The organism is Gracilibacillus sp. JCM 18966, assembly GCF_055392695.1.
On sequence record NZ_AP043883.1, the window covers coordinates 1,461,977 to 1,479,077 of the forward strand.

General features: G+C 37.5%; 16 protein-coding genes and 1 riboswitch. Of the genes, 10 read left to right on the plus strand and 6 right to left on the minus strand.

The window, feature by feature from the left end; all coding sequences use genetic code 11:
* Positions 1 to 10: 10 nt before the first annotated feature.
* Positions 11 to 709: an HAD family hydrolase gene (locus tag ACZ5N5_RS07100; protein WP_464373544.1), complete on the minus strand. Its 699-nt coding sequence runs from the start codon at positions 707 to 709 to the stop codon at positions 11 to 13.
* A gap of 180 nt (positions 710 to 889) precedes the next feature.
* Positions 890 to 969, plus strand: a riboswitch (ZMP/ZTP riboswitch).
* Between the two features lie 54 nt (positions 970 to 1,023).
* On the opposite strand from ACZ5N5_RS07100, the gene serC reads away from it, so the two are divergent.
* From serC to ACZ5N5_RS07140, 8 genes are all read left to right on the plus strand, one after another.
* Complete coding sequence (serC, locus tag ACZ5N5_RS07105) at positions 1,024 to 2,103, plus strand: 3-phosphoserine/phosphohydroxythreonine transaminase (RefSeq protein WP_464373545.1); 1,080 nt, start codon at positions 1,024 to 1,026, stop codon at positions 2,101 to 2,103.
* A 147-nt stretch (positions 2,104 to 2,250) separates the two neighbouring features.
* On the plus strand, positions 2,251 to 2,406 hold the full coding sequence (locus tag ACZ5N5_RS07110) for a hypothetical protein (protein ID WP_277678406.1): 156 nt from the start codon (positions 2,251 to 2,253) through the stop codon (positions 2,404 to 2,406).
* Positions 2,378 to 4,111, plus strand: coding sequence for a sensor histidine kinase (locus ACZ5N5_RS07115; RefSeq protein WP_054788316.1), 1,734 nt, complete (start codon positions 2,378 to 2,380; stop codon positions 4,109 to 4,111). Before ACZ5N5_RS07110 ends, ACZ5N5_RS07115 begins: the two co-directional genes overlap by 29 nt.
* Positions 4,108 to 5,553, plus strand: a complete 1,446-nt coding sequence (locus ACZ5N5_RS07120; protein ID WP_464373546.1) for a response regulator — start codon at positions 4,108 to 4,110, stop codon at positions 5,551 to 5,553. Before ACZ5N5_RS07115 ends, ACZ5N5_RS07120 begins: the two co-directional genes overlap by 4 nt.
* Before the next feature lie 105 nt (positions 5,554 to 5,658).
* Complete coding sequence (locus tag ACZ5N5_RS07125; protein ID WP_054788313.1) at positions 5,659 to 7,353, plus strand: extracellular solute-binding protein; 1,695 nt, start codon at positions 5,659 to 5,661, stop codon at positions 7,351 to 7,353.
* Positions 7,354 to 7,428: 75 nt separating this feature from the next.
* Positions 7,429 to 8,319, plus strand: coding sequence for an ABC transporter permease (locus ACZ5N5_RS07130; protein WP_109983173.1), 891 nt, complete (start codon positions 7,429 to 7,431; stop codon positions 8,317 to 8,319).
* Positions 8,320 to 8,334: 15 nt separating this feature from the next.
* Positions 8,335 to 9,225 carry a carbohydrate ABC transporter permease gene (locus tag ACZ5N5_RS07135; RefSeq protein WP_109983172.1) on the plus strand — a complete coding sequence of 297 codons (891 nt, stop codon included), beginning with the start codon at positions 8,335 to 8,337 and terminating at the stop codon, positions 9,223 to 9,225.
* A gap of 12 nt (positions 9,226 to 9,237) precedes the next feature.
* The gene (locus tag ACZ5N5_RS07140) at positions 9,238 to 9,873 is read left to right on the plus strand and encodes a YesL family protein (RefSeq protein WP_109983171.1); all 636 of its coding nucleotides are present in this window, start codon (positions 9,238 to 9,240) and stop codon (positions 9,871 to 9,873) included.
* Between the two features lie 219 nt (positions 9,874 to 10,092).
* Here ACZ5N5_RS07140 and ACZ5N5_RS07145 read toward each other — a convergent pair whose 3' ends face one another.
* The 5 genes from ACZ5N5_RS07145 to ACZ5N5_RS07165 all read right to left on the minus strand — a co-directional run bounded on the left by ACZ5N5_RS07145 (position 10,093) and on the right by ACZ5N5_RS07165 (position 15,116).
* Entirely contained in the window at positions 10,093 to 11,055 is a 963-nt protein-coding gene (locus ACZ5N5_RS07145) for a sugar phosphate isomerase/epimerase family protein (RefSeq protein ID WP_464373547.1), read from the minus strand.
* 18 nt (positions 11,056 to 11,073) lie between these two features.
* The gene (locus ACZ5N5_RS07150; protein WP_464373548.1) at positions 11,074 to 11,907 is read right to left on the minus strand and encodes a carbohydrate ABC transporter permease; all 834 of its coding nucleotides are present in this window, start codon (positions 11,905 to 11,907) and stop codon (positions 11,074 to 11,076) included.
* Positions 11,904 to 12,791: a carbohydrate ABC transporter permease gene (locus ACZ5N5_RS07155; protein WP_109983166.1), complete on the minus strand. Its 888-nt coding sequence runs from the start codon at positions 12,789 to 12,791 to the stop codon at positions 11,904 to 11,906. The genes ACZ5N5_RS07150 and ACZ5N5_RS07155 overlap by 4 nt, the downstream gene beginning before the upstream one ends.
* A 73-nt stretch (positions 12,792 to 12,864) precedes the next feature.
* On the minus strand, positions 12,865 to 14,124 hold the full coding sequence (locus ACZ5N5_RS07160) for an ABC transporter substrate-binding protein (RefSeq protein WP_054788310.1): 1,260 nt from the start codon (positions 14,122 to 14,124) through the stop codon (positions 12,865 to 12,867).
* A complete protein-coding gene (locus tag ACZ5N5_RS07165; RefSeq protein WP_109983164.1) occupies positions 14,124 to 15,116 on the minus strand; it encodes a Gfo/Idh/MocA family protein in 993 nt (330 codons plus the stop codon). The genes ACZ5N5_RS07160 and ACZ5N5_RS07165 overlap by 1 nt, the downstream gene beginning before the upstream one ends.
* Before the next feature lie 489 nt (positions 15,117 to 15,605).
* On the opposite strand from ACZ5N5_RS07165, the gene ACZ5N5_RS07170 reads away from it, so the two are divergent.
* Together ACZ5N5_RS07170 and ACZ5N5_RS07175 are read left to right on the plus strand one after the other, a co-directional pair.
* On the plus strand, positions 15,606 to 16,223 hold the full coding sequence (locus ACZ5N5_RS07170; protein ID WP_464373549.1) for a TetR/AcrR family transcriptional regulator: 618 nt from the start codon (positions 15,606 to 15,608) through the stop codon (positions 16,221 to 16,223).
* A 239-nt stretch (positions 16,224 to 16,462) separates the two neighbouring features.
* The gene (locus ACZ5N5_RS07175; protein ID WP_054860130.1) at positions 16,463 to 17,059 is read left to right on the plus strand and encodes a GNAT family N-acetyltransferase; all 597 of its coding nucleotides are present in this window, start codon (positions 16,463 to 16,465) and stop codon (positions 17,057 to 17,059) included.
* Positions 17,060 to 17,101 lie beyond the last annotated feature (42 nt).

The following is a 17,101-nucleotide window of genomic DNA, read 5'->3' on the forward strand; positions in this document are numbered from 1 at the left end:
AATATACCTCTCACTTAAGAAACCATGATACTAATTCTTTTGGATGATAAGCCGTGTAATTAGGCTGCCACTTAGGAAGATCGATCGTCCGCTTTCGGTGGTTCATCCAAATTGCCTGCCATCCCATTTGCTTCGCCCCGACAATATCATTTTCATAGGAATCCCCAATATACACTGTTTTTTCTTTATTGAGCTTTAATTGGTCTTCCAGATATCGAAAGACTTCCCTACTAGGCTTTGAATGACCAATTGCACCTGAGACAAAAATATGGGTTGCTGGAATCCAATGAGATAAGCCTAGCTGTTTTACCTTCATCATTTGATGGGCTTCTTCTCCATTTGTGAGAATCGCTAGCTGTTTTTTTTGTGAAAGAAGGTGATCTAATAATTGTTTTAATTCCTCAAATAAAGTAATTTGTTTTTGCTCTTGCAAGTATTTTTGTTGAAAACTGACAGCGTCTTGATAGCTTATAGCTAATCCAAACTCTTCACATGCCTTTGTTATACGATAGGTTTGTAGCTCTAAAGCAGTGATTTCCCCATTCATGTGTTTTTCAAAGACTTCATCACTATATTTTCTACTAGTGATATAAAGAGCCTCCAACTCTGCATCAATGAAATCCTGCTGGAATTGTTGTTTTACTGTATTCTTAAATGGTAGTAATTGATCATATAATGTATCATCTACATCGAAAATAATGGTATCCATTTGCGTCATCCTCATGATAAAAATGTCCTCATAAATTTTATCATAGTTTGATGGGTGGAAGGAATGTATTTACATGAAACGAGTCAATATTTCGTCAAAATATCTCGAAATTGTTAACAAACTTTGCGAATTTAGGATTGAAAAGTTATCAAAATATTGTTAAAATTATCACAAAGTATGAAGGCTATGTGTAACTGGCGAGATGCGGAAAACCGTAAGGGAGCACATAGTATCGATAGCCGCTCGCCTGGGCAAGGGTAAGGAGTTATTCCTTACCTCTTTCTATTTATAATCATTTCAAGGAGTGTGGTTAGATGAAAAGAGTATATAACTTCTCTGCTGGTCCATCAATGCTACCATTAGAAGTATTAGAAAAGGCACAAGCGGAATTACCAAGCTATAACGATTCAGGTATGTCTGTGATGGAGCTTAGCCATCGTTCTGGTTTGTTCACAGAAATCATAACAGAGGCAGAAGCACTACTACGTGAATTATTGAATATTCCAAGCGATTATAAAGTATTATTTATTCAAGGTGGTGCGTCACAGCAATTCGCCATGGTGCCACTTAACCTGATGAAAAATGGCAAAGCGGATTTCGTGCATACAGGATCCTGGTCCAAAAAGGCGATGAAGGAAGCAGAAAAATACGGTAAAGTGAATGTCATTGCTTCTTCTGAAGATGATAACTTTACCTATATTCCAAATATAGATCCAACAACATTAGACCCAGATGCGGATTATGTTCACATTACAACGAATAATACGATTGAAGGAACAGCCTTCCGAGAGATTCCTGATACAGGAAAAGTCCCACTCGTTGCGGATATGTCTTCAAATATATTATCAGAAGAAATCGATGTATCGCAATTTGGTATAATTTACGCTGGGGCACAAAAAAATATTGGTCCAGCGGGATTAACGGTGGTTATAATCCGAGAAGATCTAATAGGAAATGCGAAGGACATTTGCCCAACAATGCTAGACTATAAAACACATAGTGAAAGTGGTTCTTTATATAATACACCACCAACATTTGCTATTTATATGGCAAAGCTAGTTTTCGAATGGGTGAAGGAGCTTGGTGGACTGAAAGCAATGCAAGAGCGAAATGAGAAAAAGGCAGCTATACTCTATGACTATATTAGTCAATCCGATTTTTATCAATCTCCAGTAGCTGAGGATAGTCGTTCTATTATGAACATTCCTTTTGTTATTCCGAATCACGATTTAGATGCTAAGTTTATCAAAGAGGCACAAGCAGAAGGACTAGAAACATTAAAGGGTCACCGCTCTGTTGGTGGAATGCGTGCAAGTATCTATAACGCAATGCCAGTGGAAGGTGTAGAAGCATTCGTTGCATTTATGAAAAAATTCGAAGCAGAAAATAAATGATGAACCAGTAATCCCAGAGGTAACTATCTACTTCTGGGATTCTTAATTATGGAGGGAAAAGGCCAAGATAAAAGGATAAGCCAACCACCACGTTAAGATTCATCCACGAAACAAAAATTCAGAGGGCTAGCCCGCACTTTTTCTATATTGAAAAGAACCATGTTCCGTGCTAAAGTAACAATAGCTTTTTTTATCACAGTTACTAGTGGGGAAGAAGAAACCCCACAGCTTGGTGTCTTCTTTAATGAAAACGCTTTCCTAAGAGGTGGAATAAATGAAGAGATTAAACAAATTACGCAATGATTTACAATCCTTAAGCTTGAAAAGTAGAATTGCCATTCTATTTGCCATTAGTACATTTATACCCTTAATGTTTACAGTGCTATTTTCTTATCACACGATGTCAACCATTTTAACGAATAAACTTCATACAAACTTCAACAGTAACTTACACCAAATTAGTCTTACTATCGAAAATACGATCAATGATATGAACTATGTATCGCAACAGATTGATTTCTCTGAAAATATCCAATTTCGATTAAAAACCTACCTCAAAATGGAGGATTCTCTTGAGAAAACAAGACTCTATGAAGATATTAAAAATGAATTGAATTTGATCACCTTTAGTAATCCAAATATTGGACTTTCCCTTATTTATGTAGAGAAAGAGAACAAGTACTTATTTAATAGTCATGGGGTCAAGGATGAATTTCATATGCGCAATCAACCTTTATTTATTAAAGGATATAAAATTGATAATTTCGGTCCACATGTAAGCATGGAAAGATACAATGACAAGTATGTATTATCGACAGTAAGGCAGTTAGATATGGATTATGAAAATCATGTTTATTTATATATGGAGTCAAATTTAGATTTAACGAGAAATATAGTAGAAAAAGACAATGTCCTCAATCATACAAGCTATTTACTTCTCAACAAGCAAAATGAAGTCATTTACAGTGAGGAGCAAGAGGAATTTCCACTACAAACACCATTTTTCCGTGAAGAGCATTTGGACGAGGATGGGACACGAAACGGCTATTATTGGTTCAAACAAACAACCGATCGTGGCTGGAGTGTGGTATCCCTTATTTCTATTGCTCAGTATAAACAGGAGATTAACGAGTGGATGATCCTAATGCTCTATATGGCTATTCTATTCGTATTGGTTAGCTTAATTGTTGGGTTGTTGCTATGGAAGACTTTTTACCGACCACTTCATCAACTAAACAGTGAGATCAAGCTGATGAGTAACCATAATTTTGCCTCAGAAGTAGTTAGCACGAAAATCCCCGAATTTGTCGATTTGCTCAGTCATTTTCGTAAAATGAAAAAACAAATAACGAATTTGATCCAAGCGATTGAACAAAAGGAAAGAAACCGTGCTGATTTAGAAGTCGAGAAGCTATTGCATCAAATAAATCCACATTTTCTCATGAACACATTAGACACAGCAAGATGGTTGGCTGTAGCCGGTAACAAAGAAGAGGTGACCCATTTATTAACAGCATTAAATAAATTACTTTATTATAACATGGGGAAGCTAGGGAACTCCTCCACCTTAAATCAAGAGATTGATTCAGTGAAGCAATACCTAGAGCTCCAACAAATTAGATATGATTTTGATTATAAAATAGAGCTATTCATAGCTGATAGCTTGCTAGAATCATCCGTTCCTAGATTTATTCTACAGCCAATTGTCGAAAATTCTATCTATCATGGGTTAGAGGATGATGGTTCTATTCGAATTGCCATAACGAATGACCCTCATAATATGATGATAAAGGTGAGTGATAATGGTCGAGGAATGAGTGAGGAGGATATTCAAAGGGTTTGGCAGAAGGATCAGCAGAAAGAAAAGGGAATGGGCATTGGACTACATTATGTTAAACAAATATTGGACCGAACGTATGAAGGGCGTGCAAGTATCGATATTTTCAGTAGTACTAACGATGGGACAGATGTTGTGTTGACTATACCAATAGGGGAGGAATTTTCATGATCAAGGTGCTTTTAGTAGAAGATGATAAATTGGTTAGAAAAAGTCTAATCACAGCGTTTGACTGGGCTAAGTTTGATATGGAGATTGTTGGAGATAGCAAAAATGGGGAGAAGGCATTGGAATTTTTACGCGAACAAAAGGTAGATCTAATCATCACTGATTTAGCGATGCCGATAATGTCAGGTATTGAACTAATTCGTAAGGTAAAGCAATGGTATCCCTCTGTTTTTATTGTCGTATTGTCCCTCCATCAGGATTTTGAATATATTCAAGAAGCGATGCGATTAGGTGCGATTGACTATATTGCGAAGGTGGAGCTCGATACGAATAGTATGGATGAAACATTGGAAAGAATTCATAATCGTATACAGAGTGAGCAATCGAATAAAACGATACCCCCAGAATCATCAATAGGAAATGGCTGGATACTGATCAGCGAAAGTGATCTAGAAGGCTATGTCAATATGATCAAGAATACATGCAAGCAAAAGGAATTCTTCTATCTTGAAACAGATGCCTTATTTGTTCCGTCTAAGGATGAACGGTTTCTAGATAGACTGTATTCAATGAATAGGAAGGATTATTTATTAATCATTGAACTGGATGAACAAAAAAAGTATAAGTTAGATGATTTAAGGCAATGGCTACAACGACATAAGGATCGTTTGCTTTTCTATGAAACTACATCAGACCAGTCAATTACATGTATACCGTTGGAAAAAGTGAGGATGCACGAGTACAACAAAGAAGAAAAGCAACGACAAATAGAGCAACTAATTCATGATACTAAAGCAATGCAATGGGTGTTTCACGAGGAAGTGCTAGCTAGCATTCTATCAAGACTTCAACATTTACGACTTACAAGTCACAAGTTGAATGAATTGCTCATGATCGGATTAGGGGAATGCCGAAAAATATATTCTCTTCTGACGATGAAGCCATTAGAATTACCAGAGTACTTCTCTTACTGGGTAGAGGTGGAAGAATGGTTTAATGAAGCACAGGATAGTATGTTTCGTGCAATGTATAGGCCATCCGTCTCAAAGGAAACAACCGCAAGTATATTAGAGGCTGTTTCGATCATTCATGAGCAACTTTCTACTAATCTAACGGCAGCAGATGTCGCAGAAAAGGTTCATATGAGCAGAAGTTATTTTAGTGTCTGTTTTAAGCAAGTGATGGGGGAAACTTTTCATGAATATGTAAGATTAGCACGGACGAAGCAGGCAATGGATTATTTCATGCATACTAATGAGAAGGTTGCCACAGTCGCTGAAAAAGTAGGCTATACCGATGTCAAATATTTTAGCAAAGTATTCAAAAAATCAACCGGTTTCCTACCAAGTGCTTATCGAAAAAAATACGCAGGAGGAAATTTGTTTGATAAACAGGAGACGATTGTTTCGGAATTAAACACAAAAAAGGACATCGATGAAGAATAGAACAATTACCCCCTATAATCTCGGAACATTTCACTGATTGAATACGCTTACAAAAATGCTACGATATAGATGTGAAAATAAAAAGGTTAGAAAGGGGATGGCAAGATGAGGAGAAAGTTCTTAGGTGTTTTCATTATTTTTCTTTCATTATTCTTAGTAGCATGCACCGGTGACTCCAAGGAAAGTAGCAGTGAAGAAGGGTCTGGAGAGCAGCCAGGAACAACTGGAGATATGGATCCATTTGGTAAATATGAAGAGCCGATTACCATAGCGATTGGACAGGAGGTAGATCCAACAGACACCAGCTTACAGGATGGGGACACACCATTAGATAATCAGTATACACGTCATGTAAAGGAGCATTTAAATATTGATGTGGAACATGCCTTTACAGCATCTCCTGCCAATTACGATCAAAAGGTAAGCTTGGCCATTGCAAGTAATGATTTGCCTGATGCGATGGTAGTTGGGCCAGTAGAGCTTAGGCAAATGGTAGAGGCTGATCAGATAGCAGATTTAACAAAGGTTTATGAAAATTATGCTTCACCTGCAATTAAGGAAATCATTGATAGCTCGGAAGGGGTAGCATTGGAGAATGCCACTTTTGATGGGAAAATCATGGCAATACCAAATTCACAGGCTGGTGCAGATGGTGTTCATAACCTGTGGATAAGAAAGGATTGGTTGGATAAGCTCGGATTAGAACCGCCAAAGACCGTCGAGGATCTTAAGGCAGTGGCCAAAGCTTTTGTCGAACAAGATCCAGATGGGAATGGAAGTGATGACACGATTGGGTTAGCGGGACCGGATACGAGCAATAAGCTCTATGCCAATTTTCTAGAATCAACGAACAATTTATACGGTTTTGACGGCATCTTCTCTGCATTACACGCCTATCCAGGTTACTGGATAGAAGGAGATGATGGGCAACCTGTTTATGGTTCGATATTACCGGAAACAAAGGAAGCTCTTGCTGTTCTACGGGATATGTATAGTGAAGGATTGATTGACCCGGAAATGGGCGTGCGTGAGGATTCAGGTGAATCGATTATTAGTGGGAATACTGGAATGTTTTTCGGTCCGTTTTGGATGCCATATGGTCCACTTACGGATGCTATTACCAATAATCCAGACGCTAATTGGCAGTCCTATGCCCTACCATTGGATGCAAATGGGGAATATACTCCTCACTTAAGCACAACAACAACACAATATGTCGTCGTGCGAAAAGGATATGAGCATCCAGAAGCAGCGATGAAAATATTAAATAATTTGTTGGCACATGAATCAGAATTTGACCCAAGTATTGGAGGGCCAGGCTATTATCCACTACGGCTAGTTTATGCACCAGCAGATGAAATGGAGGTTACTACCATTGCGCTAAGAGAAGTGTTGGCCGGAACGAAGGAACCTGAGGATTATTACAATATGCCGGCATATAAACTATTAAAATCAGATGTGGATCAGATCCATGAGGTGAAGCTAGAGCCGTACGATAATACGGATATTCAATATTGGGATCCTGATGCGAATTTGGGGTATTGGACTAGAGCCTATTCGGCTTTAGTAGGGACAGCACCACTAGTGGACACAGAAATAAAAGGAGTAAAGAGCTTAATTTATTCCCAAACAAAAACAATGGAAGATCGTTGGGTGAACCTGAAAAAGCTCGAAGAAGAAACCTTTATGAAAATTATTATTGGTACAGAACCGCTAGATGCGTTTGATCAGTTTGTGGAAAATTGGAAGAGTCAAGGCGGTGAGCAAATTACCGACGAAGTAGCCGAAATTGCGCAGTAAATAATAGAGAAGGCGTCGAAGCTAATCGACGCCTTAACTGATATCTATATCTAAAAGTTTTTAGGAGTGTGGGTGATGAAGACAAAAGGATTTGCGAAGCATTACTATATGATGATGGCTCCTGGGCTCTTATGGTTAGTGTTATTTAGTATTGTTCCGATGTTTGGAATTGTGATTGCCTTCCAGGATTTTAACCCGGGCAAGGGGATTCTTGGATCAGAATTTATTGGACTCGAAACCTTTAAATACATGTTCACACTTAGTGATACACTAAATGTTTTTTATAATACGATAATCATTGCCATCATGAAAATTATTGGAAACTTAATTGTGCCATTAGTGTTTGCGTTAATGCTTAATGAGATACGCTATATCGGCTTAAAGCGGTCGATTCAGACAATTGTCTATCTACCGCATTTTCTCTCCTGGGTTATTTTAGGTGGTGTGCTGCTAGATATATTTGCCTATCAGGGGCCGATTAACCAGCTCCTTGGTATATTTGGTGTCGAACCAATTCTGTTTTTTGCCCAAGCAGATCTCTTTCCTTTTCTAGTAGTAGGAAGTGATGTGTGGAAGGAATTCGGCTTTAATACAATAATTTATCTAGCTGCACTAACTGGAATTAATCCTGCCCTGTATGAGGCAGCAGGAATTGATGGGGCTTCTAGATTTAGAATGCTCTGGCATGTCACCTTACCTGGCATACGAACCACTGCTGTTTTACTAGCTGTATTAAGTCTAGGAAATGTGCTAAATGCAGGATTTGATCAGATATTTAACCTTTATAATCCACTCGTCTATTCGACGGGAGATATTATTGATACATGGGTGTATCGTGCTGGATTATTAAATTTACAATATGAATTAGCGACAGCTGTAGGGCTACTAAAATCTGTGGCAGGCTTTATTTTAATCAGTCTTTCCTATTTCTTAGCCTATAAGTTTACCAATTATCGAATCTTTTAAAGGAGGGATAAGCATATGTTGCGGAGTAAATCATTATCTTCCAAAATGACAGATGCTATTTTAATAGCGATCCTAGTGATCGTTGCGATCACATGTATTTTGCCACTTTGGTATACATTATCCCTGTCACTTAGCTCAAAGACAGCTGCTGCTGCAGGAGCCGTGGCCCTGTGGCCGGTGGATTTTAATTTTGATTCCTATAAACAATTATTGCAGGATAGTCAATTTTTTAAGTCTTTTTGGATCTCGGTACAACGGGTAGTGCTTGGCGCAGGATTGAATTTCATTATTGTACCATTAATGGCTTATCCTTTATCGAAAACAGTAAAGGATTTTAGAGGTAGAAATGTGTTGATGTGGACCGTTATTTTTACGATGCTGTTTAATGGAGGGCTCATTCCACTATATATTACGATTCAGGAATATAATTTAATGAATAGTATTTGGGCATTGGTGTTAGTAGGGGGAGCACAAACGATTGTTTTTAATATTATTTTAACCATTAACTTCTTCAGAAATTTACCTAAATCATTAGAAGAAGCGGCATTAGTGGATGGGGCAGGTCCTTGGTATATTTTGTTTAAACTGTTTATCCCTTTGTCGATTCCGGTTTTGGCAACAGTTTCGCTATTTAGTATTGTGTATCACTGGAATGAATTTCTGTATGGGTTAATTTTTATGACAAGAGAGGAGTTCTACCCATTACAAACTTATATTCAACAATTAGTTGTTTCGGTTGATCCTTCTACGATGACAGAGGATCAATATAAGCGAATGAGTGAGTTATCGAATCGAACATTAGATGCTGCAAAAATATTTATTGCGATGATACCAGTACTAGTCGTCTATCCATTCTTGCAGCGTTATTTTATACATGGAATTACGTTAGGATCGGTGAAAGAGTAGGAGGGAATCTTATTGGAATCAAGTGGCATGGAAAGAATATATCGTTTAGCGGATTTTATTATGAAGCTCGCTTATTTGAATCTACTAGCCATTTTTTATACTGTCATAGGGCTATTTATCTTTGGCTTTTTTCCAGCATTAACCGCTTTATTTTATATTGTTCGAAAATGGCTAACAGGCTATAGTGACATACCCATTACAAAAAATTTCTGGTTTGCCTATAAGAAAGAGTTTGTCAGAAGTAATGTGATTGGAGCTATTCTGTTTTTATCTGGTTTGCTTCTTTTTATTAATCTTTCGATCGCAGAAGTAGTAAATGAGCCAATCATTCGTTTTAGCTATTATATCCTATTGCTTGTTACGATCTTATTTGCTTGTATGTGTCTTTACGTTTTTCCGGTATATGTACATTTTAATGGGAGTATGGTTCAAATGTTTAAAAATGCATTTTTATTCCTATTTGTTCAGCCGATCCATACGGTGTGTATGGTGGCAGGGGTTATTATTCTATATTTTATGCTTAGGTTTGTTCCAGGGTTGATTCCTTTCTTCAGTATGAGCATCTTTGCATTTATTGTGATGTTTTTTAGTTTGAGAAAGTTTGAAAGGATAGTACGAGTAGCAGATTCCGAGGTTACACAAGCTTAAGCTCACCTTATGAAAGCGCAGAATAATGGGCTCATTGTGTGAAACGTTCTTAGCACACAATGAGCCAAAAGAGAAACCTCCTATTTTAATCTTCTCTCAATATGCAAATTGTTTTCGAATAAAGTCAATAAACTCATTGTGCATCGTTATAAATAAAGACGTCTACAGTAACGATAAGTTCTGTAGGTCGTCTAAATCTGTTCTACTTCAGCTTGCTATTTAAGCCCACCACAATTCCTTCGCACCTTCCTCAATCAGCATATCCTTAAGAAATACAACTGCCTTAGAGAAGCCCTCATCGATGCTCATCAGCCCATCCTCATGTTCGATACTAATGGCACCATCATATCCAATAACCTGTAGGGCACTAATAATATCACGCCATACTTGCTCATCATGGCCATAACCTACGGTGCGGAAGACCCATGAACGATTGGCAATATCCTTATAGCTTTTCGTATCAAGCACTCCATTTAGTTCTGTGTTCCGAGGCTCGATCTGGGTATCCTTTGCATGAAAGTGGTAAAGCGCGTCTCCTATTTGTTTAATGCTTTGAGCAGGATTCATTCCTTGCCAGAAGTAATGACTAGGATCAAAATTCACTCCAATTTGGTTCCCACACTCCTTTCGCAACCTAATCGCTGTTTCATTATTATAGACAACAAAACCTGGATGTGGTTCAATCGCCACTCGCACATGATGTTGCTTCAATAATTCATTTTGCTCCTTCCAGTAAGGAATCACCTTTTCTCTCCATTGCCATTCCACTACATTTGAAAAATCTGTCGGCCAAGGACAGGTGATCCATACGGGATTCTTAGAATGCTCGGATTCACCAGGGCAGCCGGAAAACGTAACAACCGTATCGATATTTAATTTATTCGCCAGCTTGACTGTCGCGACAAATTTATCATGGAAGTCTTTCGCCACCTCCTTGTTAGGGTGTAAAGGATTCCCATGACAGCTTAATGCACTAATCTTTATATTCCGTTTCTCAAAAGCTTGCTTGAATGCTTCGAGCTTTTTATTATCTGCTAATAATTCGATTGGTTTGCAGTGTGCATCCCCAACAAATCCACCAGAACCAATCTCTACTGTATCAATCCCTTTTGCTTTTACATGGTCTAGCATTTCTTCTAAATTCATCTCTGAAAATAGTACGGTAAAAACACCTAGTTTCATCGTATAACCCCCATTGTGCTATTTTTCTGACCCTGCAGTGATCCCACTGACAATGTGCTTTTGGAATAATAGAAAGATAATGATAATGGGTGCTGCTGCAATAGTAGAAACAGCCATTAAGTTATCCCACTGTGTTCCGTATTGACCGATGAATTTCTGTATCCCCATTGTAAGTGGTCGTACCGCTTCATCTGTCGCAAGTGTTAAGGCAAAAATTAAATCTCCCCAAGCGAATAAAAAACTAAATGTACAAATTGTTAGAATAATAGGCTTTGTTAGTGGTAGGATAATTCTGACAAAGGCAGTAAATGTATTACAACCATCAATGACTGCCGCTTCCTCTAACCCCTTTGGAATCGCTAGAAAAAATGGCCGCATGATCACAATGGCGAATGGCAATGCTGTTGTCGTATTTCCGACAATTAATGCTAAATAACTGTTCACTAAATCAAATTTGCTAAACATAATGTAAAGCGGCATTGCCATCATAATACCTGGTATCATTTGTGTCACGAGTAAGATTAAGAGAAAGCCATTCGCCCAAGCTAGTCTAAATCGAGCTAATGCGTACGCACATGGTAATGCTAATATAAGGGTAAAGATTGCTGTTCCGGCAGCAATGATAAAAGAATTTCGAATATATGGTAATAGACTTTGATCTTTAATTAGATTATCGATGTAGGCATCGAATTTGATTGTTTCAGGAATAATCATCGGTGGTGATGCGAATACATCTTGGATCGGTTTTATTGAAGTGGTGATCATCCAATAAATAGGGAAAAGGAAAGCTGCTGTAATAACAATTGCACAAACAAGTAACAAATATTGCTTTACACTGTACTTATTTTTCATTGTGCTTCCTCCTTTTTAATCAAGTAAAGATAAATGGAAGCAATCAATAATAAAATGATCAGAATGACTGTTGCTATAACGCCACTTTCACCAAAGCTAAAGTTTACAAATGCTAGTTCATAGCCATAGAATGGTAAAACAGTAGTAGCGTTAACCGGCCCACCACCAGTCATAATTAAAATCAGATCAAACACTTTAAATGTATAAATAATCCCCAAAACTAAAATGACTAATAATTGTGGTCTTAGCAATGGTAGTGTGATATGCCAAAATGTTTGGATTCGTTTCGCTCCATCAACCTTTGCCGCTTCATACACATCCTTTGGTAAGGATTGCATGGCAGCTAAGATTAGAATCATATTAAAAGGAATTCCTATCCAAATATTGGTAATAATGACGGCAACTAAGGCTGTATTTTTTTGCCCTAGCCAGTTAATCGGGTTATCAACAATATTTAAAGAAGTAAGGATATAGTTAAATACCCCGTAGTCTACGTCGAATAGCCATGTAAAAAGAGAGCCTGTAATTACTAATGGGGTCATCCATGCCAACAGCATAATCGAACGGAAAAAGTTCCGAAAAGGAAAATCTTGATTAAGAAAAACAGCAAGTAAATAACCGATCACTACTTGGAACACAATACAGGTGAAGGTATAAATCAACGTGTTTTTTAATGCGATTCCAAATTTGTCTGTTTGCAGGATGTTGACATAATTGTCCAGTCCAACAAACTCTGCTCCTGTTTGTAAATTCATCAGTGTTAGATTTTGGAAGCTGACAAAAATGTTATATATAATAGGATAGATCATAAAGGTTAACACAAAGACTAGGGCTGGTAGTAGGAACAGGTATTTAGGTGCCTTATTACGTAAGTGCCCGTACATGTCTAAAACCTCCTATATTCAAAAGAGGGAGCTTCACCCCTCTCTTATTACAAGTTAGAAATGAATAATGTTATCATTCTGGAAGTAATGCCTTGATCTCCTCTGCTGTACTTTCCATGATGGTATCCACCTCTTCACCAGTCATTGCACGTTGGATAGCTTCTTGTATATGGGTAGAAATCTCAGGATAATTGGTACCATAGGCTCTTGGCTTTGCCGTTTCTAATTGCTCCATAAACACTTTGACATGCTCATCCTTTGCCCACACATATTGCTCGTTTTTGGCAACATCTGCTCGACTAGGAAGTCTTCCCCCTAATTCATGCATCGGACCTAGTATCTCAGGCTTTTGTGTCCATTTAATAAACTCCCAAGCTTCATCCTGTACTTCAGAATTAGCGGTAATCGCCCAATTTTCTCCTCCAAGGATAGATGCAGTCCCAGCTTCTCCAGCAGGCATGAGGAAAACCCCCCATTCTAAGTCTGGTGAATCCTCCTCGAGCATTGGAATTTGCCAGGGTCCATTTTCCATCATGGCAGCTTTTTCTGTTTGGAATTGAACGAGTACATCGGATTGATCCCAGTTGATCATATTAGAGGAGATGATGCCATCCTCAACCATCCCTTGTATATAACTCAGCGCACTTTTAGCCTCTTCACTTCCAAAACTGTCTAAATCCGCACCAGATTGCCATAAATAAGGTAAAAATTGAAAGGTTCCTTCTTCACTTTTTACACCAGACATCGCAAATCCTTTTATATCTCCATTTGTTAGTTTGTCGGCTGTAGCTCGAAATTCTTCCCAGGTTGTCGGAACCTCTTCAATCCCGGCCTCTTCAAACATGGTTTTGTTATAATAAATTGCCAGTGCGTTACTATTGTTTGGAATGCCATAATATTTATCATCTAACATGGCAGAAGCCATTGGACCTTCAAAGTATTGATCTGCTTCACCCCATTCTTCTACTTTACTCGTTATATCTGCGAAGACACCTGCTTGAGCAAATGATTGGTGATCAGGGTTGTCAATCACAACGATATCTGGTAAATCTCCAGCTCCTAATCCTTGTAGTAATTTTGTTTTTAAATCGGCAAATGGCATGTACGTTCTTTCGAAGGTGATATTTGGATTTTCTTCTTCATATTTCTCGATCAATGCTTCTTGTTCTCTTGCACTAGATGAACCAGGCTCTAAGTAATCCCAGATTTTTATCGTTACTTGTTCCCCATTTCCTGTTCCTTCCTCATTTCCGGTTTCATTTGAATCACCGGAGCAAGCTACTAAGACAAACATCATCAGACCGACAAGTGAAAAGAATACCCAATTTTTCATCATACTTCCTCCTTAAGATTTACTTCTCTCCCGTTTTTAATGGATTCAAGTGAAGCACTTACCATTTGAAAGCTATGAATATTATCGGTTATGTCTGTAAGTGGTTTTCTGTTTTCGTCTAATGCATTGACCATTTCCGTAATGGAATAAGCCCTGTCGACAACGGGCATGTTTGGAATTGGCAATTCTTTCATGTTATCTTTTTGTATTCGTACTGGTTTGTCATCGATAAGGGCAATAATTCCTTTCTCTCCGTACAGCTTAAAATCCCCATTCCAAGACGTTTCTGGTCCACTTGTTACCCAACTAGCAAAATAATTAATAAGCACATCTTCAAACGTCATAGTGATACTAACGGTTGGTTTCCCATGGAACCAACTCCATGTTGGACGAATGCTTTTGGCATAAACCGTTGTGGCATTTTTTTCTAATAGGTAACGCATTAAGTCAAAATGATGAATGCTCATATCCTCTACGATGATTTCTTCGTAATGATCACGCCAACCACCGAATTTTGTAGCCCTTTGGAAGTTCCATTCCACGTATTCAATTTTTCCTACAAGATCCTCGGTTACTGCCTTCTTGATTGCTTGTATTTCTGGTCGGTAACGATAGTTTTGGCTGATCATGACAGAGGTGTCATACTTTACTGCCATCTTTGTCAGCGCGATAGCATCTTCCTTTGTATGTGCGATTGGTTTTTCCATAAATACATGAAGGCCGTTTTCTAAAGCGGAGATCGCAATCTTTTTGTGTGTCTGTGGAGGTGTTATAATGACAGCTATGTCTGCATCTACTTCTTTAAAAGCTTGCTCATAATCGGAAAAAAGTTGAATAGAAGAATCCTTTAATAGCTCTTTTGCTTTTTGTTGATTGGTCTCATCGACATCTACTACTGCGACAACCTGAACTTGCTTGTGTTGATCTAAGATTTCTAACCAAGATAATCCAAACCCTCCTGTCCCAATTTGAATGATTTTCTTTTGTCCCATACGAACCACCTACTTTTGTCGGAATTTTCACATAATTGATGAACGTCAATCATTATGTCGATAAATAGAAAGAAGTGTTAGTCACTTCTTTGTCTAAAACGCAATTTGTAAGCGTTTTATTTTGTTAGTTCATATCATAAGACATAAAGTGATGAACGTCAATCATTTTTTTGCTCATAAAAATAAATTGCCAGCTTTGAAGTGGATCGAGTAGCGTAGAAAGAGGGTTGAAAAGACCCCCCTCCATTGCGTATTCCTCTTTCCTTCTTTTGTCCACTTTATACCTAATTAACTCTATATGTCTTTTATTATGGTTCTACACTCAATAAAAGGCATCTGCAATTATTCTAGTTCCTTGATCTTTAGTATGGAAATTTGAAAGCATTTAAGTAAATAAGAAGGGCTTGAATTTTTAGTTATCTTATTCTATAATAATAAAATGAACGGTCAGTTTAAAAAATATCATTATTAGATAAAGGAGAAAAATTTATGGCTCGACCAAGAGGGCAAGGGGAAAAAACTAAGGAACTGATTGCTGAAAAGGCAAAAATTATATTTGAACAAAAAGGTTATGCTGGAACTTCAATGGAAGATATTCGGGAGTTTAGTGAGATAAGCAAAGGCAGTATCTACTATCACTTTAAAAGCAAAGAAGAGTTGTTCCTATATACAGTAGAAAAAACTTCAGAGGTTTGGAGAACAAAATGGGAAGATCATGCGAATAAGGTGGAAACGGCAACAGAAAAACTTTACCTTCTTGCAAAATACTATGCTTCGGATATGCAAAATCCTTTATCACATGCAGTTCCAGAATACATGGCCACTGAAAATATAGACAAAGTGCTCAAAAATAAGTTATTTGATTTGATAAAACCGGAATATGAAGTTTTTTATCAAATTATTGACGAGGGAATGTGCCGTAAAGAATTTAAAAGTAACCAATCCCCTGATGGTTTAGCTTATATTTTATACAGTACACTTACAGGTTTAAGTATTACACAATTCGTTGGTTATAGTGACAAACAATTTCTCATGCTTTATCAGAGTGCAATAGATGTCTTCCTAAAAGGAATATTAAAAGATAGTGAGGCTGGGACGAAAGAGTAAGTAAAGAAAGGAAAATCCGAACGTTAATATTTCTGCACGGATACCGCTCCGTCAAAATACTCCGCTTTCCGTGGGCACGGCTTCAGCTCGTGCTGTTCCCACAGGAGTCTCCGTATTTTGACTACGCTAAAGCAGAATAATGTTCGGATTATAGCGTTTGCTGTTTAGTTATGTCCCAGCCCCTTTAAAATAAACATTAATAAACCGAATGGTCAGTTAATTGTTGGGGAGGAAATTAAATGAAAAATTATGATATTAAAGTAATACCAATGAGAGAGGCTAAAAGAGACGTATCCAGGGAGGTAGCAGCTGTTTTTGTTGATGGATATGAGAAAGACTTAACGTTTCTTTCAAACAATCGAGAGAAGTTAATAGAAGCGTTTCAGAAAATGATCTGTCAGGATGTTTTTTACTTTGCTACTCTAGAAGGAGAAATCGTTGGAATTCTTGCTTGTTCCAATAACCAGAAACGAGCAGTGACAATTGATAAAGCACTATTGAGAAAATCATTTGGCCTTATTACAGGTAGTATTGCCTATCATTTTATGAAAGATGAATTTAATAAAAAATTGCCTTATCAAGATGATACAGGTTATATTGAATGTGTTGCTACCTCAATTAAAGCTAGAGGTAAAGGTGTTTCAACTGCTTTAATGAGTTACGTATTAGAGAATGAGGATTATCATCGTTATATTCTAGAAGTGGTGGATACAAATAAGGTTGCTTATCGATTATATAAAAAATTGGGTTTTACAGAGTTTAAGCGAAAAAAGGAAAGTTTTTCAAAGATGAAAGGGTTTAAGCATAGAATTTATATGGAATTGTGTGTCACTTAAGAAAACAGAAAGAATTAAAATATCGCTTTTAACAAAATTAAT

Excerpts from the sequence above, each read along its gene's own strand:
- ACZ5N5_RS07100 (WP_464373544.1), bottom strand. The coding sequence starts at position 709 with ATGGATACCATTATTTTCGATGTAGATGATACATTATATGATCAATTA.
- serC (WP_464373545.1), top strand. The coding sequence starts at position 1,024 with ATGAAAAGAGTATATAACTTCTCTGCTGGTCCATCAATGCTACCATTA.
- ACZ5N5_RS07115 (WP_054788316.1), top strand. The coding sequence starts at position 2,378 with ATGAAGAGATTAAACAAATTACGCAATGATTTACAATCCTTAAGCTTG.
- ACZ5N5_RS07120 (WP_464373546.1), top strand. The coding sequence starts at position 4,108 with ATGATCAAGGTGCTTTTAGTAGAAGATGATAAATTGGTTAGAAAAAGT.
- ACZ5N5_RS07125 (WP_054788313.1), top strand. The coding sequence starts at position 5,659 with ATGAGGAGAAAGTTCTTAGGTGTTTTCATTATTTTTCTTTCATTATTC.
- ACZ5N5_RS07130 (WP_109983173.1), top strand. The coding sequence starts at position 7,429 with ATGAAGACAAAAGGATTTGCGAAGCATTACTATATGATGATGGCTCCT.
- ACZ5N5_RS07135 (WP_109983172.1), top strand. The coding sequence starts at position 8,335 with ATGTTGCGGAGTAAATCATTATCTTCCAAAATGACAGATGCTATTTTA.
- ACZ5N5_RS07145 (WP_464373547.1), bottom strand. The coding sequence starts at position 11,055 with ATGAAACTAGGTGTTTTTACCGTACTATTTTCAGAGATGAATTTAGAA.
- ACZ5N5_RS07150 (WP_464373548.1), bottom strand. The coding sequence starts at position 11,907 with ATGAAAAATAAGTACAGTGTAAAGCAATATTTGTTACTTGTTTGTGCA.
- ACZ5N5_RS07155 (WP_109983166.1), bottom strand. The coding sequence starts at position 12,791 with ATGTACGGGCACTTACGTAATAAGGCACCTAAATACCTGTTCCTACTA.
- ACZ5N5_RS07160 (WP_054788310.1), bottom strand. The coding sequence starts at position 14,124 with ATGAAAAATTGGGTATTCTTTTCACTTGTCGGTCTGATGATGTTTGTC.
- ACZ5N5_RS07165 (WP_109983164.1), bottom strand. The coding sequence starts at position 15,116 with ATGGGACAAAAGAAAATCATTCAAATTGGGACAGGAGGGTTTGGATTA.
- ACZ5N5_RS07170 (WP_464373549.1), top strand. The coding sequence starts at position 15,606 with ATGGCTCGACCAAGAGGGCAAGGGGAAAAAACTAAGGAACTGATTGCT.
- ACZ5N5_RS07175 (WP_054860130.1), top strand. The coding sequence starts at position 16,463 with ATGAAAAATTATGATATTAAAGTAATACCAATGAGAGAGGCTAAAAGA.